At 61.2% G+C, this 23,389-nt stretch carries 23 protein-coding genes; 9 read left to right on the top strand and 14 right to left on the bottom strand.

Going from position 1 to position 23,389, the window contains the following annotated elements:
- The first annotated feature begins 97 nt into the window (after positions 1 to 97).
- Positions 98 to 1,054, top strand: a complete 957-nt coding sequence (locus LB523_RS20030; protein ID WP_224606237.1) for an HTH domain-containing protein — start codon at positions 98 to 100, stop codon at positions 1,052 to 1,054.
- Positions 1,038 to 2,807, top strand: a complete 1,770-nt coding sequence (locus tag LB523_RS20025) for a hypothetical protein (protein ID WP_224606234.1) — start codon at positions 1,038 to 1,040, stop codon at positions 2,805 to 2,807. Before LB523_RS20030 ends, LB523_RS20025 begins: the two co-directional genes overlap by 17 nt.
- Positions 2,808 to 2,876: 69 nt before the next feature.
- Here the strand turns inward: LB523_RS20025 and LB523_RS20020 are convergent, their stop codons facing one another.
- The 8 genes from LB523_RS20020 to LB523_RS19985 form a co-directional block, all read right to left on the bottom strand.
- Positions 2,877 to 3,269, bottom strand: coding sequence for a RidA family protein (locus LB523_RS20020; RefSeq protein WP_224606232.1), 393 nt, complete (start codon positions 3,267 to 3,269; stop codon positions 2,877 to 2,879).
- 253 nt (positions 3,270 to 3,522) lie between these two features.
- Complete coding sequence (locus tag LB523_RS20015) at positions 3,523 to 4,077, bottom strand: DUF4142 domain-containing protein (protein WP_224606230.1); 555 nt, start codon at positions 4,075 to 4,077, stop codon at positions 3,523 to 3,525.
- Between the two features lie 114 nt (positions 4,078 to 4,191).
- Positions 4,192 to 4,947 carry a DUF899 family protein gene (locus LB523_RS20010; protein WP_224606228.1) on the bottom strand — a complete coding sequence of 252 codons (756 nt, stop codon included), beginning with the start codon at positions 4,945 to 4,947 and terminating at the stop codon, positions 4,192 to 4,194.
- A 116-nt stretch (positions 4,948 to 5,063) separates the two neighbouring features.
- Complete coding sequence (locus tag LB523_RS20005; RefSeq protein ID WP_224606226.1) at positions 5,064 to 5,888, bottom strand: carbohydrate ABC transporter permease; 825 nt, start codon at positions 5,886 to 5,888, stop codon at positions 5,064 to 5,066.
- A gap of 1 nt (position 5,889) precedes the next feature.
- Positions 5,890 to 6,804: a carbohydrate ABC transporter permease gene (locus tag LB523_RS20000; protein ID WP_224606225.1), complete on the bottom strand. Its 915-nt coding sequence runs from the start codon at positions 6,802 to 6,804 to the stop codon at positions 5,890 to 5,892.
- A 23-nt stretch (positions 6,805 to 6,827) separates the two neighbouring features.
- On the bottom strand, positions 6,828 to 8,084 hold the full coding sequence (locus LB523_RS19995) for an ABC transporter substrate-binding protein (protein ID WP_224606222.1): 1,257 nt from the start codon (positions 8,082 to 8,084) through the stop codon (positions 6,828 to 6,830).
- Between the two features lie 421 nt (positions 8,085 to 8,505).
- Complete coding sequence (locus LB523_RS19990; RefSeq protein ID WP_224606219.1) at positions 8,506 to 9,003, bottom strand: GNAT family N-acetyltransferase; 498 nt, start codon at positions 9,001 to 9,003, stop codon at positions 8,506 to 8,508.
- A gap of 35 nt (positions 9,004 to 9,038) precedes the next feature.
- Positions 9,039 to 10,064, bottom strand: a complete 1,026-nt coding sequence (locus LB523_RS19985; RefSeq protein WP_224606216.1) for a transglycosylase SLT domain-containing protein — start codon at positions 10,062 to 10,064, stop codon at positions 9,039 to 9,041.
- A 165-nt stretch (positions 10,065 to 10,229) separates the two neighbouring features.
- On the opposite strand from LB523_RS19985, the gene LB523_RS19980 reads away from it, so the two are divergent.
- On the top strand, positions 10,230 to 10,799 hold the full coding sequence (locus LB523_RS19980) for a methylated-DNA--[protein]-cysteine S-methyltransferase (RefSeq protein WP_224606214.1): 570 nt from the start codon (positions 10,230 to 10,232) through the stop codon (positions 10,797 to 10,799).
- Between the two features lie 11 nt (positions 10,800 to 10,810).
- On the opposite strand, the gene LB523_RS19975 is transcribed toward LB523_RS19980, so the two are convergent.
- The gene (locus LB523_RS19975) at positions 10,811 to 11,137 is read right to left on the bottom strand and encodes a hypothetical protein (RefSeq protein WP_095766594.1); all 327 of its coding nucleotides are present in this window, start codon (positions 11,135 to 11,137) and stop codon (positions 10,811 to 10,813) included.
- 278 nt (positions 11,138 to 11,415) lie between these two features.
- Here LB523_RS19975 and LB523_RS19970 point away from each other — a divergent pair, with 278 nt between their 5' ends.
- Positions 11,416 to 11,628 (top strand): cold-shock protein, encoded by a 213-nt coding sequence (locus tag LB523_RS19970; RefSeq protein ID WP_027168154.1) that lies wholly within the window; start codon positions 11,416 to 11,418, stop codon positions 11,626 to 11,628.
- 452 nt (positions 11,629 to 12,080) lie between these two features.
- On the opposite strand, the gene LB523_RS19965 is transcribed toward LB523_RS19970, so the two are convergent.
- From LB523_RS19965 to LB523_RS19955, 3 genes are all read right to left on the bottom strand, one after another.
- Positions 12,081 to 12,689 (bottom strand): glutathione S-transferase family protein, encoded by a 609-nt coding sequence (locus LB523_RS19965; protein ID WP_224531334.1) that lies wholly within the window; start codon positions 12,687 to 12,689, stop codon positions 12,081 to 12,083.
- A 155-nt stretch (positions 12,690 to 12,844) separates the two neighbouring features.
- Positions 12,845 to 13,705 carry an EAL domain-containing protein gene (locus LB523_RS19960; protein WP_224606212.1) on the bottom strand — a complete coding sequence of 287 codons (861 nt, stop codon included), beginning with the start codon at positions 13,703 to 13,705 and terminating at the stop codon, positions 12,845 to 12,847.
- Positions 13,702 to 14,604, bottom strand: a complete 903-nt coding sequence (locus tag LB523_RS19955) for an EAL domain-containing protein (RefSeq protein ID WP_224606210.1) — start codon at positions 14,602 to 14,604, stop codon at positions 13,702 to 13,704. Before LB523_RS19955 ends, LB523_RS19960 begins: the two co-directional genes overlap by 4 nt.
- A 219-nt stretch (positions 14,605 to 14,823) precedes the next feature.
- On the opposite strand from LB523_RS19955, the gene LB523_RS19950 reads away from it, so the two are divergent.
- Positions 14,824 to 16,026 (top strand): pyridoxal phosphate-dependent aminotransferase, encoded by a 1,203-nt coding sequence (locus LB523_RS19950; protein WP_224606209.1) that lies wholly within the window; start codon positions 14,824 to 14,826, stop codon positions 16,024 to 16,026.
- Between the two features lie 62 nt (positions 16,027 to 16,088).
- On the opposite strand, the gene LB523_RS19945 is transcribed toward LB523_RS19950, so the two are convergent.
- Positions 16,089 to 16,484 carry a cupin domain-containing protein gene (locus tag LB523_RS19945; RefSeq protein WP_224606207.1) on the bottom strand — a complete coding sequence of 132 codons (396 nt, stop codon included), beginning with the start codon at positions 16,482 to 16,484 and terminating at the stop codon, positions 16,089 to 16,091.
- Between the two features lie 298 nt (positions 16,485 to 16,782).
- Here LB523_RS19945 and LB523_RS19940 point away from each other — a divergent pair, with 298 nt between their 5' ends.
- Positions 16,783 to 18,312: a putative bifunctional diguanylate cyclase/phosphodiesterase gene (locus LB523_RS19940; protein WP_224606205.1), complete on the top strand. Its 1,530-nt coding sequence runs from the start codon at positions 16,783 to 16,785 to the stop codon at positions 18,310 to 18,312.
- A gap of 78 nt (positions 18,313 to 18,390) precedes the next feature.
- Positions 18,391 to 18,840 carry an aminotransferase class I/II-fold pyridoxal phosphate-dependent enzyme gene (locus tag LB523_RS19935; protein WP_263493130.1) on the top strand — a complete coding sequence of 150 codons (450 nt, stop codon included), beginning with the start codon at positions 18,391 to 18,393 and terminating at the stop codon, positions 18,838 to 18,840.
- On the opposite strand, the gene LB523_RS19930 is transcribed toward LB523_RS19935, so the two are convergent.
- A complete protein-coding gene (locus LB523_RS19930) occupies positions 18,795 to 19,277 on the bottom strand; it encodes a methyltransferase family protein (RefSeq protein ID WP_224606204.1) in 483 nt (160 codons plus the stop codon). The genes LB523_RS19935 and LB523_RS19930 overlap by 46 nt on opposite strands.
- 217 nt (positions 19,278 to 19,494) lie before the next feature.
- Here LB523_RS19930 and LB523_RS19925 point away from each other — a divergent pair, with 217 nt between their 5' ends.
- Positions 19,495 to 20,352 carry an alpha/beta fold hydrolase gene (locus tag LB523_RS19925; RefSeq protein ID WP_224606202.1) on the top strand — a complete coding sequence of 286 codons (858 nt, stop codon included), beginning with the start codon at positions 19,495 to 19,497 and terminating at the stop codon, positions 20,350 to 20,352.
- Positions 20,353 to 20,674: 322 nt separating this feature from the next.
- Positions 20,675 to 22,723: an elongation factor G gene (locus tag LB523_RS19920; RefSeq protein WP_095766583.1), complete on the top strand. Its 2,049-nt coding sequence runs from the start codon at positions 20,675 to 20,677 to the stop codon at positions 22,721 to 22,723.
- Positions 22,724 to 23,389 lie beyond the last annotated feature (666 nt).

Below are 23,389 nucleotides of genomic sequence, written 5' to 3'. Positions count from 1 at the left end.
GCGACCGGCGGAACGCCGTTCAGCAAATCTCTTACCTCCTGTGGCAAATTTCACAGCGTTCTTTCTTTCCTTGGCGTTCGGATATAGCTTTCCAAAAATGCCCGCGAAGCACACCAATGACAGCACGTACATCGATGCAGCTGCGTACGCTCTGAAGCAGCTTCAACGACCTGCGTCCGCGCTTGAAATATGCCACTTTCTGAAATCGAATCCCAAGTTCGAGGCACGGATAGTTGGAGCCACACCGCAGAAGACGATTCAAGCAAGGATAGCGACAGACATCAAGAAGAACGGACCTAATTCACGTTTTTTTCGAACAGCTCCAGCAATATTTGCGCTAAGGCAACTTTCCGACCAAGGAAAATACAATCCAGCACCTAAGCGGATTTACATTGGATTTAACCGGTCACGCCAATTGGACAATTCGGCGATTTGTTCCATTGACCTGGAGACTACAAAATTCCGACCCAGCGTAGGGTTTTCAGAAGCTGAATATATTCCATTGCGCTTCTTTAAGCACCTGCCCCTCCGCTACATGCCTAGGCGAGAAGCTCTGAGGAAACAGAGCGTAATAGTAATTAATACGTTCATAACCATACTTCACGATAATCAAGTTTTATGCTTTGAGCCAACGTCATACATGCAGGATAACGAAAGAATAAAAAATAAGGATACAGTAGGAATAACTGGATATCTTTACCACGACGACGCGGACTTATTTGATGAAACCGGGATCGGGTTCAAAAATGCCGTCACCCGGGAGTTTTATGACTTTTTCCATTTCTTATACAAAGACGCTCATAAGCTAATAAGCTCGGTGCGCTACGCGGGCGTGCTCTATGATGATTTTTCTGATGAGCGGAAGATGCGATTAGCCCTTGTTTCCTTGGTGCAAACCGCCGAAAAATTCGATACTGATAACATAAAGCTTGGAGTCAAAAATATGCACTGGAAGTGCTACGATGAGATTCCGAACAGCTTTTTTAAATTTGAACCTTGGTCCCAGTATGTTTTTCGCATGCTGAACGAGCACTCCTTTGATCGACACAAGTAAAAGTATTTATTTATCGTTTTTAAATAGAGAATTAGCGTTTATACGCAGGAGAGATCTTTCTGAAGATGAATACACAAAATTTATAAAGATATGCTCCATGATGAACGAGGCGGAGCTTTACGCTTCGTTTGCCCAGGCCCATGAGCTAAGTAATAACTCAAGGACATTTAGCCATTTAGTTGGCGAGCTTTCACGAATTGGCCAGCTAAAGCTCATAAATGCAGAGCCAGATTTTCATATCTTCTTGGAAAAACGGCGCGATTTATATTCGATAGACCGACAAAAATACCAAAATTACTTTGCCAAGAGTCAGCCGCTAGGAGGCGTATATGAGCGGTCGCAAAAGTTACACACTACCGATCACATCAAAGGTCAATTGATAAACGCTCTAAATCCATATAGCGGCTCAAATTTGATTAGCTCCGATGAGAGAGCTATCTTGAAAGACAACGAAAATTTTCTTCGAGATCAACTCCCCGATCCAAAGGTGGCCGCCACGTTTTCCGTGTACGAGAAGATACTTCTTACTCGAACAGATAAGGATGCGCGGGTGATGGGAGAGATATCGACGCGGCTTTTTTGCAATCACTACACTACCCAACACAGTCTTGTTTCACCAACAGGGATATACAACGATCGTCTTATAGAGGATTTCGATTATTTCCCTCATTTTGATGTGCATGTTAACTTTTCATTTTTGTCAAAGCTTGGATTAGATAATCTTGTACTACACAAGCATTATGAGAGGGATTATCTAAGGTTTATAAGCGACAAAAAGTACTACGCCTTCTGTGAGATGAAGCGGCTTTTTTTCAAAACAATGATCAATTTTTTGGAGACGCGGAAGCAGGACATCGGGCATTGTGAGCCTTATAAAAAGTTCATAAGGGGGTTTAACTTTATTTTACCCGAGAGGGCCTCCTCCTTCGAACCAGAACGTTTTGCGGAGATTATAACAACGTCTCTGTCTAAAGCCACTGAGACTAGCCAGGAAATTGCAGCGGCGCTCGGAAAAGATGGATTAAGAAGCATGGAGCGCAGCAGAATAGCTGTATTTACAGCAACAGACATTGAAGACGAAGTCGTATATTCCGAATTGTTGGCCGCCGGGTATAAGCCGGGCGGAACTGACTTTTTTGAAGATGTCGCTTTTAGTATCTACACCTACTATGACACAATACACATTTATCACGTTCGAACGAGCGCCGGATCAGGTGGAGTTCACGGGAGCACTATTTCGTCCCTCAAGTTCCTCGCAATGCCAAATTTGAATTATGCAATATCGGTGGGTATTTGTTTTGGAATCGACGCCACCAAACAAAAGTTTGGAGACGTGATTGTCTCTGAGAGCGTGCTGCCGTATGAGCTAGCGGCTGCTCGAGGTGGAACACTCCAGCCCAGGGGAATCCCAATCCCCTCTGACAACATGGGCGTGACTTACGCTCGAAGTGCGCGTGCTCAATTCCGTGGTGAGTTTGGTATCCACGTTGGCCCAGTCCTATCTGGCGAAAAGCTTGTAGATGATCCGGATTTCAAAAAGAAATTAACGTCGCTCTTTCCAAAAGCGATTGGTGGGGAAATGGAATGTGCTGGCCTAGCCGCCACATCTATGGACAGAAAAGTTCCTTTCGTAATGTTCAAGGGCATTTGCGATTTCGCAGAAGCAAAAGAGGATAAATATCAAGAGCTTGCGGCTAAAAACGCGTCCCGCCTCGCGATCGGAATGATCGGTTCGCGTTGGTCAAAGAAATAGACACGTAAGATTCCTAGCCCTTTCCATCCAACTCGGTCCTGATCACGTCGCGGTGTGGCGGCGCCAATTTCACGCCACCGCCACACACTCGATCTCAATATCGAACTCCATCGGCCACGATGCCACCGGCACAAAACTTCGTGCCGGCGGATTGACGCTGAAGTACTTCGCATAGACCCGGTTGATGGCGTTGTAGAAGCCGGAATTGACGGCGTAGATGCGCACCATCACCACCTTGTCCAGCGAGCTGCCGGCCGCTTCCAGGCAATGTTTCAGCGCCTTCAGCGACGCTTCGGTCTGGGTCTCGATGTCGCCGCGCACCATCTCGCCGGTCGCCATGTCGACCGGCGGCGTCGCCGAGATGAACACGAAGCCGTTGGCCCGCACCGCCGTCGAGCACGGCAGGCCGAGCGAGCGCACTTTTGCCGACATCACGGGTACTTCGATGACTTCCTTGTCCATGGCGGCCCGCCCTTTGTTGCGCGCGAGCTTATCGCGGCAGCGAGGGAACGCCAGCGGTTTCCCTTCCCCCCTTGTGGGGGAAGGTGGATCGGCGCGCAGCGCCGAGACGGATGAGGGGTGTTCCAGCCTGGCAAAACCGCTCGTCCAACCGTGACCGTATGGCTTATTGCCAGCGTCTCACTCCGCTGGAACACCCCTCATCCGGCCGCTTCGCGGCCACCTTCTCCCACAAGGGGAGAAGGCAAGGGCGGCCTCACTGATGCGCGACCGCCAGTTCCTTCACATGCTTCTCGTGCATCTTCAGCACCGGCAGCGTCTTCTTGGCGAATTCCTTCATCGCCGGGTCGTCGCCGGAATTGGCATAGGTGGAAAACAGCGCCACCGCGTCCTTATGCGCGTCGGCCTGCATCTTGATGTATTTGGCGTCGAATTCCTTGCCGCTCGCTCCCTTCAACTCGTCGAGCAACTGCTGTTCCTTCGGCTGCAGGGCGGGGCCGGCCGGCTTGATCGACGCCGTGGTCTGGCCCTGGCTCAGCGCCGTCTTGAAATCCTCGGCCGCCTTGCTGTGATCCTTGATCATCTGCGCGGCGAAAGCCTTGACATCGGCGGACGCCGACTTCTCTTGCGCCAGCTTGCTCGACTCGATCTCGAACATGTTGGCATTCGGCACCGTCGTGACGAAGGTCTGGGTGTCGACCTTGTTCTCGGTCACCATCGGTCCCACGGCATCTGAATTGTCCGACTGGGCGAACGCGGCGGGCGCGCCGGCAAGAAGCGCGACGGCAACCAGGGGCAGCAGCGTTTTCATCTCGATCTCCGATCCGAAACAGCCCCTCCGCCTTCCCCAACGCGGCACCGGCCCCAGGGTTGCCTAAGAGGTTGCCTCGAAAAGAAGCGCGCGGGCCGAGCGCCCGCATCGCCATCAGTGGCAGTGCGCGCCGGCGGCGTGCCCGGCATATTGCAGCTGCTCGTGCCAGTTCGGCCGGCCTTCGGGCGTGAAATCCATCAGGTTCCACAGGATCTCGCAGGTGCCGATGCCGCGCGGGTCCTGTCCCGGGTCCGATGGCGCGAAGTCTAGCTCCGACGACCAGAAATGCCGGATGCCGTCACCATCGCGGTGGAACACCGAAAGCAGCGGTATCTGCGCGCCCTCGGCGGTTTCGGAGTTGTAGTCGCGCTTGAAAGCGTTGCCGGCCGACGAGACGAGCCGCATGTTTTTCCAGCCGCGGTCGCGGCCGAGCGCTACCAGATTGTCGAGCGCGGTCTTCGCCACCACGGCAAAGTTGAAGCCCGCCGCTTCGAGATGGCCGATCGCGCCGTCGAACTGGTCGAGCAGGGCCGTGCAGGACGGGCATGGCTGGTCCTGCCGGGCAAGCTTCGCCGTCTCGCCGCTCGCCGCCACCTCGCGCGTCTCCTGCGGATGGCGCGGGAACATCATCTGATAGAGGATCAGCGTATCCTTGCCCGGCGCGAACAGGTCCGACAGCTTGACTTTCGCCGTCTGGCCCTGGTCGTCCAGGGCGTCGAACACATAGTCCTGCGGTACCAAACCACCCGGCGGCAAAGCGCGCCTTGCCTCCGCCACCGCTTCCATGGCGCGGCGCAGCTCGATTTCCTTGCGCAGCAATTTTTCGCGCGCGGTGCGATATTTGGCGGATTCATTGGGAAAGGTGATCATGATCGTCTCCTGGCGCCGGCGTCCCGGCGCGGGTTGCTCTACGATCCAAGGACGGCTCGCCGCGACCTGATCCGACATTTCGGCACACGTTTTCCGGTTACTTTTTCGCGTCGCATCTAGCCTTTGACGCCGCCAGCCGTGAGACCCGAGACAATCCTGCGCTGGAAGATCAGCACCAGCACCACCAGCGGCACGGTGACGATCACCGAGGCGGCCATGATGTTGCCCCACGGGATCTCGAACTGCGAATTGCCTGACAGAAGCGCGATCGCCACCGGCACGGTGCGCTGCGTGTTGGTGGAGGTGAAGGTGAGCGCGAACAGGAACTCGTTCCAGGCGCTGATAAAGGCGAGCAGGCCGGTGGTAGCTAAAGCCGGCCACATCAGCGGCAGGAAGATGCGCGTGAGAATGGTCCACGGCCCGGCGCCGTCGATGATCGCCGCCTCCTCGATCTCGACCGGCAGGTCGCGCACGAAAGTGGTGAGCACCCAGACCGTGAACGGCAGCGTGAAGATCATGTAGGACAGGATCAGCGCCAAGAGCGAATTGTAGAGATGCAGCGCCCGGATGATCTCGAACAGCCCGGCAAGTGCCGCGACCTGCGGAAACATCGACACCGACAGGATGGCCAGCATCAGCGCCGAGCGCCCGCGGAAACGAATGCGCGCCAGCGCATAGGCCGCGGTGACGCCGAGCAGCAGCGAGACCGCGACGACCGCGCCGGAGACGATCAGCGAATTGACGAGATTGCGCAGGAAGGGACCTTCGGTCAGCACGTTGCGGTAATTGGCAAGGCTGAACGATTGCGGCCAGAGGCCTGCCTGGAACAGCTCTGTTCCCGATTTCAGGCTGGTGACGATGGCGTAGTAGAACGGAAACACCGCGACGAAAACGATCGCCAGGAGCAGCAGGTAGAAGCCGGCGCGCTTCAGCATTTTCATGTCAGCGCCCTCCCTCGAAACTCAGCCGGCCGATGCGGATATAGGCGATGGTGAGCAGGCCGATGATCAGGAAAAGCAGCGTCGAGGCGGCCGAGCCATAGGCGAACTTGTCGAACTCGAACAGGTTCTCGCGCGCGAAGATCGACATCGACTTGGTCTGCACGTTGTTGGGCGTCAGCACATAGATCAGGTCGAAGATGCGTAGCGCATCGAGCGCGCGGAAGATCACCGCCACCATTACCGCCGGACGGATCAGCGGCAAGGTCACCCGCCAGAAGATCTGCCACGGGTTGGCGCCGTCGAGCTTCGCCACCTCGAGGATCTCGCGCGGCAGCATCTGCAGGGCCGCCAGGATCAGCAGCGCCATGAACGGCGTCGTCTTCCAGATGTCGACGATCAGCACGGCGATCATTGCGGTGTCGGCATTGGCGGTCCAGGCGATCTTGGTGTCGATCAGGCCGAGATTGAGAAGCGCGACATTGATGATGCCGAACTGGTCGTTGAGCATCCACTGCCACATCTTGGCCGAGACGATGGTCGGGATCGCCCAGGGAATGAGGATCGCGGCCCGCACGATGCCGCGTCCCGGGAATTCGGTGTTGAGCGCAAGCGCCACGATCATGCCCAGCACCGTCTCGCAGGCCACCGAAACCACGGCAAAGCGCACCGTGTTCCACACCGCGCGCCACCAGACCGGATCGACGAGCAACCCGTCATAGAGCAGGCGGCCGCTCGGCAGGCGCAGCACCGAAAAATAATTGCCGAAGCCCACCCATTGCCGCGCGTCGAGGCCCGCCAGCGAAGCATCGGTGAAACCGTAATAGACCGTGCGCAGGAACGGCCAGCCGGCGACGGCGGCGAGCACGACAAGCATCGGCGCGAGGAACAGCCAGGCCGTGCGCACGCGTCGGCGCATCAGCGGCGATCGCCTTGCCGCGCTCACCAGCCCTTGCCTTTCAGCCTGGTCAGCCTCGCCCCGAGATCGGCCAGATTGTCGGCGGCGGCGCCCTGGCCGGAGATCGTGTCGTGCACGGCAGTCCAGAACTGGCTGGATGCCTCGTTGTACTTGATCCTGGCGGTTGCCGACGGCCTTGGCTGCGCGTTGAGAAAAATCTCTTTCCAGCGCGGCACGATCGGCTGCTGCCGGGCGATGTCGGGGTCGTCATAGAGCGCCGGAATGGTCGGCAAGTTGGAGGTTTTCAGCGTCCGGTATTTCTGCATCTCGCGCGACGCGATGAACTTGACCAGCTCGATCGCCTCACCTGGATGTTTCGAATATCTGGAGACGGCAAGGTTCCAGCCGCCCAGCGTGGCGGCGGGATGCCCGCCTTCGCCGGCCGGCAGCGGCGCCACGTCGAACTCGCCCTTGATCGGCGAATTCTCGCTGTTACCGAGCGCATAGGCATAAGGCCAGTTGCGCATGAAGACGGCATTGCCGGTCTGCCAGACGCCGCGCGTTTCTTCCTCCTGATAGGCGAGCACGCCCGGCGGCGCGATCGTGCCGATCCAGCCCTTGACCATGTCGAGCGCCGCGGCCGCCTTTGGATTGTCGATGGAGATTTCACCGTCCGGCTCGATGACCCGACCGCCGCCATTCGACATCACCCATTCGAGCGCGTTGCAGGTCAGCCCCTCATAGGCGTTGCCCTGGAAGACGAAGCCCCAGATGTCCTTGTTACCGGCCGCCCGCTCCTTGTTCATCACAAGCTTGGCGGTATCGGCCAGCTCCTTCCAGGTGGTCGGCACCTTGGCGCCATATTTGTCGAGCAGATCCTTGCGGTAATAGAGCGCCGGCGCGTCGGTGAAGATCGGCAGCGCGACCAGCCTGCCGTTGACCGTCTGCGATTGAATGATCGACGGGAAATGCTCACCCACCACATCCCTTGTCGCCTCGGTCAGGTCGACCAGCTGACTGGCAAGCTGCGGGGCCCAGATCACGTCGGTCTGGTAGACGTCGATATCGCTGCTGCCGGCGGCGAGCCAGAGCCGGTACTGGCCGAACTGGTCGGTGGTCGAGGGCGGAATGACGACGATATCGACCTTGTTGCCGCTCTTCTTCTCGTAACGATCGAGTATCTCGCGCAGCACCTTTATGCCGTTGCCGGTATCGCCCGACACGATCGACAGTTCCACGGCTCGCGCTTGAACAGCGCCCAGCAGCATGCCGGCGGCCAGGAATGCTGAAGCGAGCTTCACAGGATTGCGGACCTCCCTGCGCGACCGGCGACGCACAGGTCGCGGCTCATCAAGGCCCCTGCGTTGAATGCGCGACGCCGCTTAGGGTTCCCGCGTTGTGCGTGGCCGACCGGGCCAGCAGGTCGGTGAAGCCGATCTCGGTGGCTCGCCGCGTCGGCGGCCCGCTCCGTCCGCCTCGCTTCACGCAAAGCGGACGGGCTCCGAAACCCCCGCCCCGGAGCCCGCCTGGGAGTGGCTGACGCATGCCGGCACAGCCTCCTCCGACGCCTTGCCCGCGTCGATCCGCCGATCGGCCGCCCGGCACGACGACGAATTAGCATGCCCTAACGTCAGCCTATGTGAAGGAGTTCACAATGTCCGGGCGCAGGCGATTGCAACGCCGCGCCGGGAGCCTCCAATCCGGCCCGCTGTGCTTTGCGCGTCAGCCTTCCCAGTCGACCGGGATCATGCCGAGCCGCTCGTAGAGCCTGAAGGCCGCGGCGCTCTTCACCGTGTTGGTCTTGAGATCGACATGGGTCGCCCCGCGCTCGCGAAAGGTCAGGAACACCTGCCGCATCAGCGCCTCGCCGAGGCCCTGCCGTCTCGATTCCGGATGGACGGCGAGATCCTTGACGAAACCGGATGTCCAGCAGAGCGCCGCGCCCGCCAGCAGCCCCTTGCCGTCGATCGCCAGGAAACAGAGAGCGGGATCGAACTCCGCATCGCCGGCAATGCGCGGCCACCACTCGTCGAACAACCCGTCGGCGCCGTCGTCGAACACCTCTTCCAGCAGCGCGTGCAAAGCCTGCGCATCCCGGTGCTCGAACGCGCGCATGACGAAACCCTGCGGCCAGTGCGGCGCGGTGAGTGTATCGTCGAGCAGCTTGCGCAGGCGGATGTCGTTGGCAGCCGGCGGGCGGGGAATTGTGTTTTCATGCATGGCGCTGTCTCGAAACGCCGCGCGGAACCGTCCGCTCAGGCGTCGGGTGGCAGGCGGTGCCGCTTGCGGTCGGTGCCAAGGCCCGTCGCATCGAGCAGGCCCTTGCGCTTGGCATCATAGTAGTAGCCGGTCTGGTAGAGCGTGTCGGCCCGCTTGGCGTTGCCGCCCGAAACCAGCCAGGCGCCGCGCAGATACTTCACCGCGTATTTGAGATTGGTCTCGGCGTCGAACAGGCCGGCCGCCGGTCCGTCATAGCCCATGCCGCGCGCCGTCGCGTGCTTGATCTGCATCAGCCCCCAATGTCCATGATTGTAGGCTTTCGGGTTGAAGGTGCTCTCGCGGTTGACGACATGGCGCACCAGTTCGACCGGCACTTCATAGATCGCCGAATATTTCTCGATCAGCCGCTCGATCTCGCCGCGCGGACCGCTGGCATGCTGCTCGGGCTGACCGGGTGCCGCCAGCAGCGCCGGGTTGTCCGGCGCCACATAAGCAACCTGTTGGACGCCCGGCATCGGGGCGACTTTTGCCGACTGGCCGGTGACCGGCATGGCGACGCCTGCGGTCGTATAGACCGCCGCTCGGCTGATGGATGCCGCTCGGCTGATGGATCCTGGGCCGGTCGGCGAGCCGCCGGCCGTCAGCACCGGCGGCGGCGGAAACTGGCCGGCCATCGGCGTCGCTCCGGCGAAAGCCGCAGGCTGAGCCAGCGCTGCGGCGGGCGCGCCGGGCTGGACAGGCGGCGGCAACAGCGCGCTTTGCGTCGCGGGCGCGCTTTGCGTCGCGGGCGCGCCTTGCGTCGCGGTCGCGCCTGGCGTGGTCGCCATGGCGACGGCATCGCCAGCCAGCGCGGCAGTCTGCACCTGCGCGAGGCCAGAAGGCTCCGGCAGCACGGCCACTGTTTCGGGCAGCGCGAGCGTCGGCGTATCATCCGCGACGGCCGGCGTCGAGGCTTCCGCAAGCGCGGGCGCGGCCTTCATCTGCGAGGTCGAGGTACAGCCGCTGAGACCAGCAGCGGCTACGAGCACGCTGAGCGCGGTGAATATGATTTTAGCTGGCAAGCCGTGCGGGTCCGGTTTGTCGGTTGTTAAGGAGTCCTTACACCAGCGATTCACACCCGGCAATCGGGGCCACCCGGCGGTTTTCGGGTGGCGACAACAGGGCCGAAGTGCCATATTGTTCTGGATATGTACTCGTTTTTCGCTGTTTTGCCGAAGGAATACGCCATGAAACCCACATCCCAGATCACGGCCGGCCACGCAGTGTTAGAAACAGTGATCGGCTTCATGGGCATTGCCTGGAGCGAGAAGGGCCTGATCCGGCTTTGCCTGCCGGAGCGCAGCCGCGAGGCGGTCGAGCGCCGGCTGCTTCGCCACCCCGGCGTCTCAGCCTCGACAGACCAGCCGCAATGGGTGGTCGATCTGATCGCCTCGATCAAAGCCTATGCCGCCGGCGAGGACGTCGACTTCTCGAGCGTGCCGGTCGATCTCGACGGCGTCGACGATTTCCGCCTCGCCATCTACGACGCGGCTCGCAAGCTCGGCTTCGGCGAGACCACCACCTATGGCGAACTGGCCAAGCGCGCCGGCCATGCGGGCCTTCCGCGCGAAACGGGCGCGGCGCTAGGCGCCAATCCGGTGCCGCTGGTCATTCCGTGCCATCGCATCCTGGCGGCCGGCGGCAAGATCGGCGGCTTCTCCGCGCCCGGCGGCTCGGCCACCAAGGAAAGGATGCTGGCCATGGAAGGCGTTCGCGTCGGCCCGCCGCCGGCGGCGCAGGGTTCGTTCGGGTTCTAAGGCGCTGCGTATCAGTCCTGCAGGAACCGGCGGCGGAAACGCCGCTCGAAATCCGGACGCTTGCAGACATAGACCATGCAGGACCGGGTGTCGGCGCTCGGTACGTAGGCGCGTGCCCTCACTTCGCCTGCGTTGCAGAAACGCTCGTCGCGCACATAGCGGTCGTAGAGCGGCAGCCCCGGCACGCGCGTCGACTGGTAGCGCAGGATGACGGCGCCCTGTCTGGCGATCGTCGCCTGCACCCGGTCGCAGCTCATGCGCGTCGGATCGTAGCGCGTCACCGCCTGCGCTTCCGCGGCCAGCAGCAGGAAGCAGGCGGCAAGCAGAATGGTCTTCATGGCTTCTCTCCTCGGAAGGGCAAGCATCCCATCCCTTCACAACGCGGCACCGCTGTCAAAACTTCCATGCTTGTATTCCGCTCGATCCGGGATGCGGGGCAGCGTCCAGGCAACCCGTCTTGTTTTCTTGCTCAAACTATCCTATATCCGCAGCATTGAATTTGGCCGATCGATCGGGCCGCGATCTTCGCGTTTGCTGACGTCTATCTCCAAAATTTCGATACCGCCGGCCGGACGTTGGTCCGGTCAAACAAAAGCAAATGTGAAGGGCATTCTATATGGCAACTGGTACGGTCAAGTGGTTCAACGCCACCAAGGGCTACGGCTTCATCCAGCCTGACAATGGCGGCGCGGACGTTTTCGTCCACATCTCCGCTGTCGAGCGCGCTGGCATGACGAGCCTGGCTGAAGGCCAGAAAATCAACTTCGAGATCGAGCAGGACCGCCGCACCGGCAAGTCCGCTGCTGGCTCTCTTAGCAAGGCAGCCTGATTTGGCTTAAGCATTTTGCGGCAGGCTTTACGGCCAGCGGCGCAAAATGCGACTAAGTAAGGCGCGCACCGGGCGAAGGTTCGGGGCGCGCGGCAAGTCACGGATGTACTGACGGTCGCGCGAGAAGCGCGCCGGAGCGAAAAGACCCGACAAGCTGGAACAGCAGATAGCTGCCGGCCCGGACCAGACGCTCCCGATCAGGCTACCGGCAGAGGAAGGCGGGCATTGCCCGCCTTTTTTGTTGTCTGGATTTTGGCGAGTTGCCTCCTTCTCCCCGTTCACGGGGAGAAGTGCCCGGCAGGGCGATGAGGGGCAGCGCCAACGTTTCAGGGCTGTCATTTTGGCTGACTTAGTAAGGCCGGCGCAGCCCCTCATCTGGCTGCCGCCATCTTCTCCCCGTGAACGGAGAGAAGAAGCTGTCCCCCAGCCTTTCGCCAATCGCCGGCGCTGCCTTAAGGCACCCACTCGATCGGCACATGTCCCTTGTCCGCCTCGACGCGCTTCAGCCAGGCGGCGACCGCCGGATAGGCGTCGAGCTGGAAGCCGCCCATCCCGGCGGTGTGGGTATAGGCGTATAAGGCGATGTCGGCGACGCTGTAGGCGTTGCCGGCGAAGAATTCGTTCCGCTCCAGATGCTGGTTCATCACGCCGAGCGCCTTGTTGCCTCGCTCCAGCGTCTGCGCCAATCGTTCAGGCGTGGCGTCCTTCGCCCGTTCCGGAAAAGTCAAAAGCGCCTTGCGCACCGCGATATAGGGCTCATGGCTGTATTGCTCGAAGAACAGCCATTGGTAAGCCAGCGCGCGTTCATACTTGTCAGCCGGCAGGAAGCGCGTGCCTTCGGCAAGATAGAGCAGGATGGCGTTGCTCTCGGCGATACGCCTGCCGTCGTCGAGCTCGAGCATCGGCACCATCGCGTTCGGATTCTTGGCGACGTAGTCTGGTTTGCGTGTCTCGCCGGTATGCGAGCTCACCTCGACCCGGGTGAAAGGAATGCCGAGCTTGGCCATCAACAGCCGCGGCTTGTAGCAATTGCCGCTGTCGGCCATGTCGTAAAGGATCATCGCACATACCTCGCGCGTCGCCTGAAGCTCATTTCAGCACGGCTCTAACGCGCCCAGGCGAGACCATCCAGTGATTTGTTTTCAAGAAGAACCATCAGCGGCGCTGATATTTTTTTCGCTGCATCAGCGATGCTGATGCGTCTTTGTATCGAGCATCAGCGATGCTGATGCAGGGGCACGACCTTGTTGCCGACGTCGATGAGAGCGTCGATGGAAAGCGGTTCCTCCTTGAAGACCGTGCCGGCGAGCGCCGGGCGGGCGAGATGGAAGCCTTGCAGCAGGTCGACGCCGCCCTCGAGCGCGACGCGCAAGTGCTGTGCATTCTCGATGCCCTCGACCAGCACTTTGGCGCCGCGCTCGTGCAGCATCGCCACCAACGGCCGGAAGAAGCGTTCGGCGGCAGCATGGCGGCAGAGCTCGCCAAACCAGGCGCCATCGATCTTGACGATGTCGGGTGCAAGCAGATCGATGCGCGCTTCGGTCGAATGCCCCGTGCCGAAGTCGTCGATGGCGATGCGGATGCCGTCGCGCCGCATTTCGCGCACCAGGCTGGCAAGAACCTGGTCGTCGGCTGCCTGTTCGGTGATCTCGCAGACCAGCAGGCTGGGCTTGAGCTCCAGATCGCCGAGATGCCTGGTCATCAGCCGGATCTCGGCGAGCGCACGTCCGAGATGATCGTTGATGGTCGGATTATAGTTGAAGAACAGCGTCAATCCCTCGACGCCGATGTTGCGGTAATTGCCGAGATGCAGCATCCGGCACATCGTTTCGACAAACAGAAGGTCGGACGCGGGAATGCTGCCGAAGAAGACCGAAGCGGCTACCGGCTGCGCGACGCGGCGCGGCTCGATCAGCCCCTCGACGGCGACGGCTCTGAGCACCCTGCCCTCCGGCGCGAAGATCGGCTGATAGGCGCTCCACAGCCGGAACTCGCCATAGACGCCGAATTGGAGGCCGATCTCGTCAGTGAAGATCGCCTCCGCGACGTTGCGCCGCCTGTCTGGTTGTCCGCTCATGGCGCGACCTTGCGCCCGAACACCCTTGCCGGCCGTCCGTGCAGCGTTGGGGCCGCCGGGCTTGCGGCGGCCGGTGCCTTGCTGTCTTCGCTCGAAGGCTGCTGCGCGCCCTTGCCGAAGACGCGAAAGCTGGTGGGGGCAAGTTCCGGCCGGGCAAGCACGTAGCCCTGCACCATGGAGGCGCCGGACCTCTCGGCGAGCTCCAACTGCCAGCCTTCCTCGATACCTTCGAAGACGGTGCGGATGCCCTGGTTCTCGAAACTTTGCACCATCGCCGTCAGCAAGGCGAAGCCGGCGCCGGACTCCATCAGATGGGTGATCCAATTCGCATCGAATTTGACGATGTCTGGCTTGAGTTCCTTGATCCGATTGATGTCGGAATCATCGGCGCCATAGTCGTCCACCGCGATGCTGAAGCCATTGGCCCTCAGCGCCTCGACAAAACCGTAGAGCGCTTCCTGCGAAGCCGATTTCTGCTCGGTGACCTCGCAGACGATGCGGCGCGGATCGATGCCGGCTTCGTGCAGCACCAGCCGCATGTCGCGCAGGGCCTTGTCGGCGATGTGGCGATCGGTGAAGACCGACGGGTCGAAATTGACGAAGATGGAGGCCTCTTGCGGTAGGCAGGCGCCGGCGTTCAGAAGATGCAGCGTGCGTGTCAGCGCCTCGATATGCAGCCGGTCGGCCGCCGGGCAGGTGCCGAAAAATGTCCCCGGCGACTGCGGCTCGCCATCGCGGAACGGCCGGATCAGCCCTTCGAAAGCGACGACCGAGAGCTTGCCCTGCTTGAAGGCGAAAATCGGCTGGAACGCGCTCTGCAACGTATAGATGCCCCAGACACCGGTCGAGGTGCCGTCATCATGACGGATGATGTGGGCGAGCCCGATGCTGCGCGACAAGGTTTCTCGCTCCGCGAATAGTCGCAATCCGATCTGCGATCCTGCCAGCCAAGGGTTTACCGGCCGTTGATGAATTTAGCGTTGCCGCTCACGCAGGCTGACTTTGGTCACGCCTCCTTGACCTCTGGCTCATCGCACAATGCTTGCGCTCCGCGCCATGATGCGACATGAGAGGCGCCGCGGCCGCTCCTGGCCGCTCTTCCTAGGAGACATTTCGTCATGGCCTTTCTCGCCGACGCCCTTTCCCGCGTTAAGCCTTCCGCGACCATCGCGGTGACGCAGAAAGCGCGCGAGCTGAAAAATGCCGGCCGTGACGTGATCGGCCTCGGCGCCGGCGAGCCGGACTTCGATACGCCCGACAACATCAAGAATGCGGCGATCGAGGCGATCCGCCGCGGCGAGACCAAATATCCGCCGGTTTCCGGCATCGTGCCGCTGCGCGAGGCGATCGCGAAAAAATTCAAGCGCGAGAACAATCTCGACTACCGGCCGGAGCAGACCATTGTCGGCACCGGCGGCAAGCAGATCCTGTTCAACGCCTTCATGGCGACGCTGAACCCGGGCGACGAGGTCATCATCCCGCGCCCCTACTGGGTGAGCTATCCCGAAATGGTGGCGATCTGCGGCGGCACGTCGGTCTTCGCCGACACCTCGATCGACAACGGCTTCAAGCTGACGGTGGAAATGCTGGAAAAGGCGATCACGCCCAAGACCAAATGGCTGTTGATGAACTCGCCGTCGAACCCATCGGGCGCCGCCTACACGGAGGCCGAGCTGCGGGCGCTGGCCGACGTGCTGCTCAGGCATCCGCATGTCTGGACGTTGACCGACGACATGTATGAGCACCTGACCTATGGCGATTTCGTCTTCAAGACCATCGCCGAGGTCGAGCCGAACCTCTATGAGCGCACGCTGACCATGAACGGCGTGTCGAAAGCCTATGCCATGACCGGCTGGCGCATCGGCTATGCAGCCGGCCCGGTGCCGCTGATCAAGGCGATGGACATGATCCAGGGCCAGCAGACCTCGGGCGCCTGCACCATCGCGCAATGGGCTTCGGTCGAGGCGCTCAACGGGCCGCAGGATTTCATCGCCAGGAACAAGGCGATCTTCCAGGGCCGGCGCGACCTCGTGGTCTCGATGCTCAACCAGGCGCGCGGCATCTCCTGCCCGTCGCCGGAAGGCGCCTTCTATGTCTACCCGTCCTGCGCCCAGCTGATCGGCAAGAAGACCAAGACGGGCAAGGTGATCGACAATGACGAGGCCTTCTGCTCCGAACTTCTGGAGGCCGAAGGTGTCGCGGTGGTGTTCGGCTCGGCCTTCGGCCTCGGACCGAACTTCCGCATCTCCTACGCCACGTCGGACGCCTTGCTGGAAGAAGCCTGCACGCGCATCCAGCGCTTCACCGCGTCGCTGGCCTGATCGGCCATCCGGCCGGCCAGCAAGAAAACCCGGCGCCGCGCCGGGTTTTTCTTGGACGCCGCTCAGCCGCCATATTGCTCGTCGGAAACCTGCTCGAGCCAGTCGGCGTGGACGCCGTCCAGCGCCTCCTGCATGGCGATGTGTGTCATGGCGGTTTTCCGACCGGCGCCATGCCAGTGTTTTTCGCCCGGCGCGAAGGAAACGACATCCCCTGCCCTGATCTCCTGCACGGGGCCGCCCCAGCTTTGCGCCAGGCCGGCCCCGGCGGTGACATAGAGCGTCTGTCCAAGCGGATGCGTGTGCCAATGGGTGCGCGCGCCGGGCTCGAAGCTGACCAGCGTCGCCCTGAGCCGCGCCGGCGCCGCTTTCTCGATGATCGGCGTCTGCAGCACCCGCCCGGTGAAATATGTCTCCGGCGCGATGATCGTCGGCACGCTGCCGCACGCAATGAGCTTCATCGTTCAGATCCTCTCGAACAAAGCGCCCCGCGCGGCGTCTCACGCGGTAGTTTCACCTCGTCGGGAGACCGTTGCAACTGGCTTTGAGCCGTTGCCGGGCGGCAACCTCGATTTCTCATTCGCGCAGCGGGCGGATTGCAGCATTAGAATGTCAGAGAACCGTCACAAACAGTTGCTTTTTAACCATAAAATCGCGATCTCCACTCAGAAGCAAAGGAATAGATCTAGGCAGCGGCCAAGCTCAGCGTTTCTTAACGGCTGAGGTCCTAGCCATGTCGCGTGCTGTGGGGGCGCGGACATGAGTATCTTGGCGACAATCGAAGATCACAGCGGCCGTATCTATCGCGGCATCCAGGTGTTGCTCGTGATGAGCATCGCCGCCACCGGGCTTGCGGCTTTCGCGCTGACGGAGAACGCCTCCCGCGCCGGCGCGCTCGCGGTGTCGGTGACTTCGACCTTAATGGCGCTTCTGGTGTTGATGTATATGCGCTCGAACGTCGTCCAGCGCCTGCAATCGGCGGCGGACGCCGAGGCCGAGAAACATCGCTTTCTCACTGTCGATGCCATGACAGGCGCCATGACCCGGCGCTACTTCATCGAAGCGTTGGGCGATTGGCTGAGCGGCTCGCGCAATCGCCGCCAGGCAAGCCTGCTTTTGATCGACCTCGATCATTTCAAGCAGCTCAACGACACGTTCGGCCATCAGTTCGGCGATCTGGCGCTGGCGCATCTGGTCGCGGAAGCGCAGCGCATCTTCGAGGACGGCGTCATCGGGCGGCTCGGCGGCGACGAGTTCGGCATCATGGTTCCGCATGGCGACGTCGCCAGTATCGGCAAGGACGCGCGCCGGCTGCTGCATGCGATGCGGGCCGGCAAGAGACATGAAGGCAAGATCATTCCCCTGTCGATCTCGGTGGGCGTCGCGCTCGCGCCGTTGCACGCTTCGAACGGCACTGAATTGATGCTGCTGGCCGATCTCGCGCTCTACGAGAGCAAGGCGGGCGGCCGCGGCCGCGTCACCGTTTTCGACGAGGAGATGCTGTCTGACAAACGCTATCGCCGGCTGGTGGAACGCGAGCTGCGCGCCGCAATCTATCTCGGCGAATTGGAACTGCACTACCAGCCGATCGTCGATCCCGACGGCTCGGTCGACGCACTGGAAGGATTGATCCGCTGGCGTCATCCCGTGCGCAGCTTGATCTCGCCGTCGGAATTCATCCCGATCGCCGAGCGTTCGACGCTGATCGACATGATCGGCGAATGGGTCTTCAAGCGGGCCTGCGCCGATATCGGGCATTTTCCCGGACGGCGCATCTCGATCAACGTCTCCGGCGAGCAGCTGAAGCGCGACGAGATCGTGACGATGTGCGACCGGGTCCTGCGCGAGACCGGCCGGTCCGCGTCGCAGTTCATCATCGAGATCACCGAGACGGTAGCGACGGCCGCGACGCCCGAGGTTCTCAGGCGCCTCGAGGCACTGCGCGGCCTCGGCTTCCACATCGCCCTCGACGACTTCGGCACCGGCCATTGCGGCTTCAACTACCTGAAGTCGCTGCCCATCGACAGCGTCAAGATCGATCGCTCCTACATCCGCAGCCTCGCCCACGACCAGGTGGCGCAGATCTTCGTGTCTGCGCTTGCCCAGATCGCCCGCATCCAGGACATCGCCATCGTCGCGGAAGGCGTCGAAACCGCGGAGGAATTCGCGCTTGCCCGGACGGCCGGCTGCAGCCGCTTCCAGGGCTATTTCTTCGGCAGGCCGGCGCCGCGCGACAAGGCAAGCGCGTTATGTGCCGCCGCCCGCGAACCGCTCGCCCTCACAGCCTGACAAGCAAAAATGGCGGCCTGCTGAACCCAAGCCGGCGAACGTCCTATTTTTCTTGCCCTCCGACAAACCCGTGTGACGATGGCTTTGGGAAGAGGTGAAACCCTGAAAAATGCCGGCCGTGACGTGATCGGCCTCGGCGCCGGCGAGCCGGACTTCGATACGCCCGACAACATCAAGAACGCGGCGATCGAGGCGATCCGCCGCGGCGAGACCAAATATCCGCCGGTTTCCGGCATCGTGCCGTTGCGCGAGGCGATCGCGAAAAAATTCAAGCGCGAGAACAATCTCGACTACCGGCCGGAGCAAACCATCGTCGGCACCGGCGGCAAGCAGATCCTGTTCAACGCCTTCATGGCGACGCTGAACCCGGGCGACGAAGTCGTCATCCCGCGCCCCTACTGGGTGAGCTATCCCGAAATGGTGGCGATCTGCGGCGGCATCGGGCAATCCTTCCATTGGGGAGAACCCCTGCCCTGTGTCGGCTACCACCCCAGCCGCGGCCAGAACAGGCCGGCTCGACCGCGATAGGCCTGGTAATCGCCCGCCAATGGCGTCCGCGAAAATTTCTTTTCTTCGCCCAGCGCCGCAACCACATAGAGGACGGCGATCCCGGCGACCGGCACCACCGCCCAGATCGACCAGGTCGCGATCCCCCATCCAATCCAGAAGATGATGTATGACGAGTAGAAAGGGTGGCGGATGTAGCGATAGGGGCCACCGGTCAGCAGGCTGTGCGGATTATCGGGCGCGAAGGCGAAGTGCAGCCGCGACTTCCGCGAGGTAACGATCGCCCACCAGAAGAGGGCAGAGCTTGCCAGTTCGACGGCGAGCCCGGCGAGCTTTGCCGGAACCGGCTGCGATTGGATCCACAGGATGGCGAGAAAGAAAAAAGTCGTAGCAATCACCGCTGCCGAAATCACCATGGCGCCTGGAAATATGGCCTGCAATTGGAAATGCGCCCGCATCGACCAGACATATTGGCCAATGGTCGCGATGCTGCAAATCGAGACAAGAAGATCGAGGAGTGATTCCATCGTAGGGTTTCCGCCGGTGCTGCCATCCAGCCGGTAGCCACGCCGGCCGCTTATTTCCAGGAACCCTCTCTTAACCACATGCTTAAAGAAGATATAGAGCCCCGGATGCGATGTTGGCCACCAGCCACATTCGAGGATCTAATCCAGCATGAGCGTCACTGACCGCACAATCCGTACGCCGCAGGCTGATTTGCGCCTCAGCCAGTCCTCTGGTTCCGGCATTCCCATCGTCATGATCCACGGCTCGGGCAGTTCGCGCGCCGTCTTTGCGCGTCAGTTCGACAGTCCGCTCGCCGATGCCCACCGGCTGATCGCTTTCGACCTTCCCGGCCATGGCGACTCCTCCGATGCTCGCGACCCGGCCGCAACCTATACGATCACCGGCCTCGCCCAGACCACAGCCCGCCTTCTCGATGCCCTCAACATCGGCCACGCCATCATCTTCGGCTGGTCGCTTGGCGGCCATGTAGCGATTGAACTTGCCAGCTTCCATCACGCGGTGAACGGTCTGGTGCTGACCGGGGCGCCGCCGGTGTCGAGGGGGCCGCTCGGCATGCTGCGTGGCTTTCATGCCAACTGGGACATGCTGCTCACCTCCAAGAAAGTTTACTCCGAACGCGACATCGAGCGCTTTGAGGCGTTTTGCTTCGGCGGCAGTGCAAGTCCGTCTTTCCGCGAGGCCATAAGGCGCACCGACGGCAGGCTGCGCGCGGGCGTGGCGTTCGGCATGTTTGCCGGCAAGGGCGCCGACCAGAAGCAGGTGGTCGAGAATGCCCCGTTCCCGGTCGCGGTGATCAATGGAGAGCATGACCCGCTCGTGCGGCTGAGCTACTTCGAGACAGTGGCCTACGCCTCGCTGTGGGAACGGTGCCATGTCATATCCGGCGCCGGCCATGCACCTTTCTGGGAAAAGCCGGACCTGTTCAATCCGCTGCTGTCACGCTTTGCCGAGAAGGTAGTGAAGCAGAGCGCAGTCATGCCGGTGCGCCGAACCGAGGCCGGCTGAGCCTTTATTGACATCTTCCGATTCCGGCTTCTCGCGGACGGCCCAATTGGCAGGTGCCGGCTTGGCTTTTAGCGGCTGCGGTCTTGCCCTCACGGGCTGACAAACAGGAAATCGCGACCTGACGAAACCCAAGCCGGCGAACGTCCTATTTTTCTTGCCCTCCCGACAAACCCGTGTGACGATGGTTTTGGGAAGAGGTGAAAACCCGCCCGCGACGGCCGAACAGGCCGGCCGCCGCTCTGCATAGGGTGCGATCGGACGCAAACCGGTTTCCACTTTTGCTGATCGCTCTCTTGGGAAACGCCTGAGTGGAGGTTCAGCCATGGGTACTCGCGCCGGAGGACGACGCACGGGACCGAAATGCATTGCCATAGTCGGTCCCTTCGCAAGCGGTAAGACGACACTTCTCGAAGCCATCCTCGCCCGCACGGGCGCCATTCCCCGCCAGTCACCAGTTTCATCGGGCAACACCGTTTCCGACCATTCGCCGGAGGCACGCGCCCACGCCATGAGCGTCGAGGCGACCTTCGCCACCACCGATTTCATGGGCGAGCAGATCACTTTCGTCGACTGTCCCGGCTCCATCGAATTCGCCTTCGAGGCCGAACCCGTGCTTGCCGCTTGCGACCTCGCGGTCGTCGTCGCCGAGGCCGATGAGAAGAAGATCCCGGCGCTGCAGCTCATCATGCGCAAGCTCGACGATCTCGCCATTCCGCGCATCCTGTTCCTCAACAAGGTCGACAAGGCGGTCGCGGGCGTGCGCGAGACGCTGAAGATGCTGCAGCCGGCAAGCACGGTACCGTTGCTGCTGCGCCAGATTCCGGTGCGCAAGGACGGCATCGTCATCGGCTCGATCGATCTGGCGCTGGAACGCGCCTACATCTATCGCGAATACGCCGAGAGCCAGGTTGCCGAGATCCCGAACGACGACAAGGCGCGCGAGCTGGAAGCCCGTTTCTCCATGCTGGAGACGCTCGCCGATCATGACGATCACCTGATGGAGCAGTTGCTGGAGGAGATCGAGCCGCCGAAGGACGCGATCTTCGACGATCTCTCGGCCGATCTGCGCGCCGGCGCGGTGACGCCGGTGCTGATCGGCACGGCCGAGAAGGGCAACGGCGTGCTGCGCCTGTTGAAAGCCATCCGCCATGACGCGCCGGATGTCGAGGCGACGCGGAAGCGCCTTGGCGCGCCGGACGGCCAGACGGTAGTGCAGGTGATGAAGACCATTCACACCGCGCATGGCGGCAAGCTTTCGGTGTCGCGCGTGCTCTCGGGCCAATTGGCCGACGCAGCCGAGCTCTTCCTTTCCAACGGCGACACGGCGAAGGTTTCCGGCATCTACAGGATGCTCGGCAAGGACCAGTCGAAGCTGACATCTGCCAAGGCGGGCGACACGGTTGCGCTCGGCAAGCTCGACAACGTCAAGACCGGCCAGACGCTGAGCTCGGCCAAGGGCGGCATCCGGCCATTGGTCACGCTGGAGCCGCCGCAGCCGGTCTTCGCCTTCGCGCTTCGCCCCAAGGAGCGCAAGGACGAGGTCAAGATGTCGGCGGCGATCCAGCGGCTTGCCGAAGAAGATCCATCGCTCAGCCTGCGCCACAACCAGGACTCCGCCGAAACCGTCCTGTCGGGTCACGGCGAGATGCATCTGCGCGTGGTGCGCGAGCGCCTCGAAGGCAAGAACCAGATCCCGATCGAGGGCCATACCCCGGCGGTGCCTTACCGGGAGACGATCCGCAAATCGGCGCAACAGCGTGGCCGCCACAAGAAGCAGTCCGGCGGCCACGGCCAGTTCGGCGACGTGGTGATCGAGATCAAGCCGCTACCGCGCGGGTCCGGCTTCCAGTTCTCCGACACCATCACCGGCGGCGTGGTGCCGAAAACCTATATCCAATCGGTGGAGACCGGCATTCGCGACTATCTGAAGACAGGCCCGCTCGGCTTTCCGGTCGTCGATGTCGCCGTCAATCTGTCGGATGGTTCCTACCACGCGGTCGATTCCTCCGACATGGCCTTCCAGATGGCGGCGAAGCTCGCGATGAAGGAAGGCATGGCCGCCTGTTCGCCGGTCCTGCTTGAGCCGATCATGAAGGTCGAGATCGTCACGCCCTCCGACGCGACCTCCAAGATCATCGCGCTGATCCCGCAGCGGCGCGGCCAGATCCTCGGCTATGACGCAAGGCCCGACTGGCCCGGCTGGGACGTCGTCGAGGCGACCATGCCGCAGGCCGAAATCGGCGATCTGATCATCGAGCTGCGCTCGGCGACCGCCGGCGTCGCCAGCTACAAGGCCACTTTCGATCACATGGCCGAGCTCACCGGCCGGCTGGCCGACGAAGCGATGAACGCCAACGGCAAAGCGGCCTAGAGCAATTCCGGGAAAAGTGTGAGCGGTTTTCCGTCCGGAATTGCGAAAGAACAAGGAGATAGTGCGGTTCGCCGTTTCCGTGAAATGGTGAAACGCACGAGCAGGTCGGCCTGCTGGCAGGCTTCTGTTGGAGATATGAAAGCTGGAGATATGAAAGCGGCGTCCGGATGATCCGGACGCCGTTCCTATTGCGGACCGTTCCTGGGAGGCAACGGCTGGTCCGCCGCATCCGTAAAAAGGTTCGGACGCGGTGCTTGCCTGAGCCCGGTCTTTCGAGTGATGCCCCCATCTCCCGAACCGACCAACCGCGTCCTATCGTCTACTTAAACGATAGAGTGGGTCTGCGACATGTTACCCGATGTTACATGTCACTGTTACGCGGTGGATTCAGTCGTTTTCTTGCCGGCTCGAAGGCATGCGGGCAACAAAAAAGCCGGATCAATAAAGATCCGGCTGAGTTTGATTGGAAGTGCCGATTAAGGCTAACCTCCAGAGGGGAACACTCGAGGGCGCTAATGGGAGGAGAACGCGCCCCGGAGATGCGACTATATATGTGCTCATCATGCCCAAGAAACAAGCATCTATTTTGCAACACACGCATGCAAAAAGACGCAGGCTGTGGTCCAACCTGTTCCTCGAAGCCATAGGACCAGAAAAGTCGCCGAT

Source organism: Mesorhizobium sp. ESP-6-4 (assembly GCF_020164735.1).
GTDB lineage: Bacteria > Pseudomonadota > Alphaproteobacteria > Rhizobiales > Rhizobiaceae > Mesorhizobium.
The sequence above is the reverse complement of the archived record's forward strand: the minus strand, read 5'-3'. Positions and strand labels throughout refer to the sequence as shown.

Coding starts and splice junctions, on each gene's coding strand:
- LB523_RS20030 (WP_224606237.1), top strand. CDS start 98: ATGCCCGCGAAGCACACCAATGACAGCACGTACATCGATGCAGCTGCG.
- LB523_RS20020 (WP_224606232.1), bottom strand. CDS start 3,269: ATGGACAAGGAAGTCATCGAAGTACCCGTGATGTCGGCAAAAGTGCGC.
- LB523_RS20015 (WP_224606230.1), bottom strand. CDS start 4,077: ATGAAAACGCTGCTGCCCCTGGTTGCCGTCGCGCTTCTTGCCGGCGCG.
- LB523_RS20010 (WP_224606228.1), bottom strand. CDS start 4,947: ATGATCACCTTTCCCAATGAATCCGCCAAATATCGCACCGCGCGCGAA.
- LB523_RS20005 (WP_224606226.1), bottom strand. CDS start 5,888: ATGAAAATGCTGAAGCGCGCCGGCTTCTACCTGCTGCTCCTGGCGATC.
- LB523_RS20000 (WP_224606225.1), bottom strand. CDS start 6,804: ATGCGCCGACGCGTGCGCACGGCCTGGCTGTTCCTCGCGCCGATGCTT.
- LB523_RS19990 (WP_224606219.1), bottom strand. CDS start 9,003: ATGCATGAAAACACAATTCCCCGCCCGCCGGCTGCCAACGACATCCGC.
- LB523_RS19980 (WP_224606214.1), top strand. CDS start 10,230: ATGAAACCCACATCCCAGATCACGGCCGGCCACGCAGTGTTAGAAACA.
- LB523_RS19975 (WP_095766594.1), bottom strand. CDS start 11,137: ATGAAGACCATTCTGCTTGCCGCCTGCTTCCTGCTGCTGGCCGCGGAA.
- LB523_RS19970 (WP_027168154.1), top strand. CDS start 11,416: ATGGCAACTGGTACGGTCAAGTGGTTCAACGCCACCAAGGGCTACGGC.
- LB523_RS19965 (WP_224531334.1), bottom strand. CDS start 12,689: ATGATCCTTTACGACATGGCCGACAGCGGCAATTGCTACAAGCCGCGG.
- LB523_RS19960 (WP_224606212.1), bottom strand. CDS start 13,705: ATGAGCGGACAACCAGACAGGCGGCGCAACGTCGCGGAGGCGATCTTC.
- LB523_RS19950 (WP_224606209.1), top strand. CDS start 14,824: ATGGCCTTTCTCGCCGACGCCCTTTCCCGCGTTAAGCCTTCCGCGACC.
- LB523_RS19945 (WP_224606207.1), bottom strand. CDS start 16,484: ATGAAGCTCATTGCGTGCGGCAGCGTGCCGACGATCATCGCGCCGGAG.
- LB523_RS19940 (WP_224606205.1), top strand. CDS start 16,783: ATGAGTATCTTGGCGACAATCGAAGATCACAGCGGCCGTATCTATCGC.
- LB523_RS19935 (WP_263493130.1), top strand. CDS start 18,391: ATGGCTTTGGGAAGAGGTGAAACCCTGAAAAATGCCGGCCGTGACGTG.
- LB523_RS19930 (WP_224606204.1), bottom strand. CDS start 19,277: ATGCGGGCGCATTTCCAATTGCAGGCCATATTTCCAGGCGCCATGGTG.
- LB523_RS19925 (WP_224606202.1), top strand. CDS start 19,495: ATGAGCGTCACTGACCGCACAATCCGTACGCCGCAGGCTGATTTGCGC.
- LB523_RS19920 (WP_095766583.1), top strand. CDS start 20,675: ATGGGTACTCGCGCCGGAGGACGACGCACGGGACCGAAATGCATTGCC.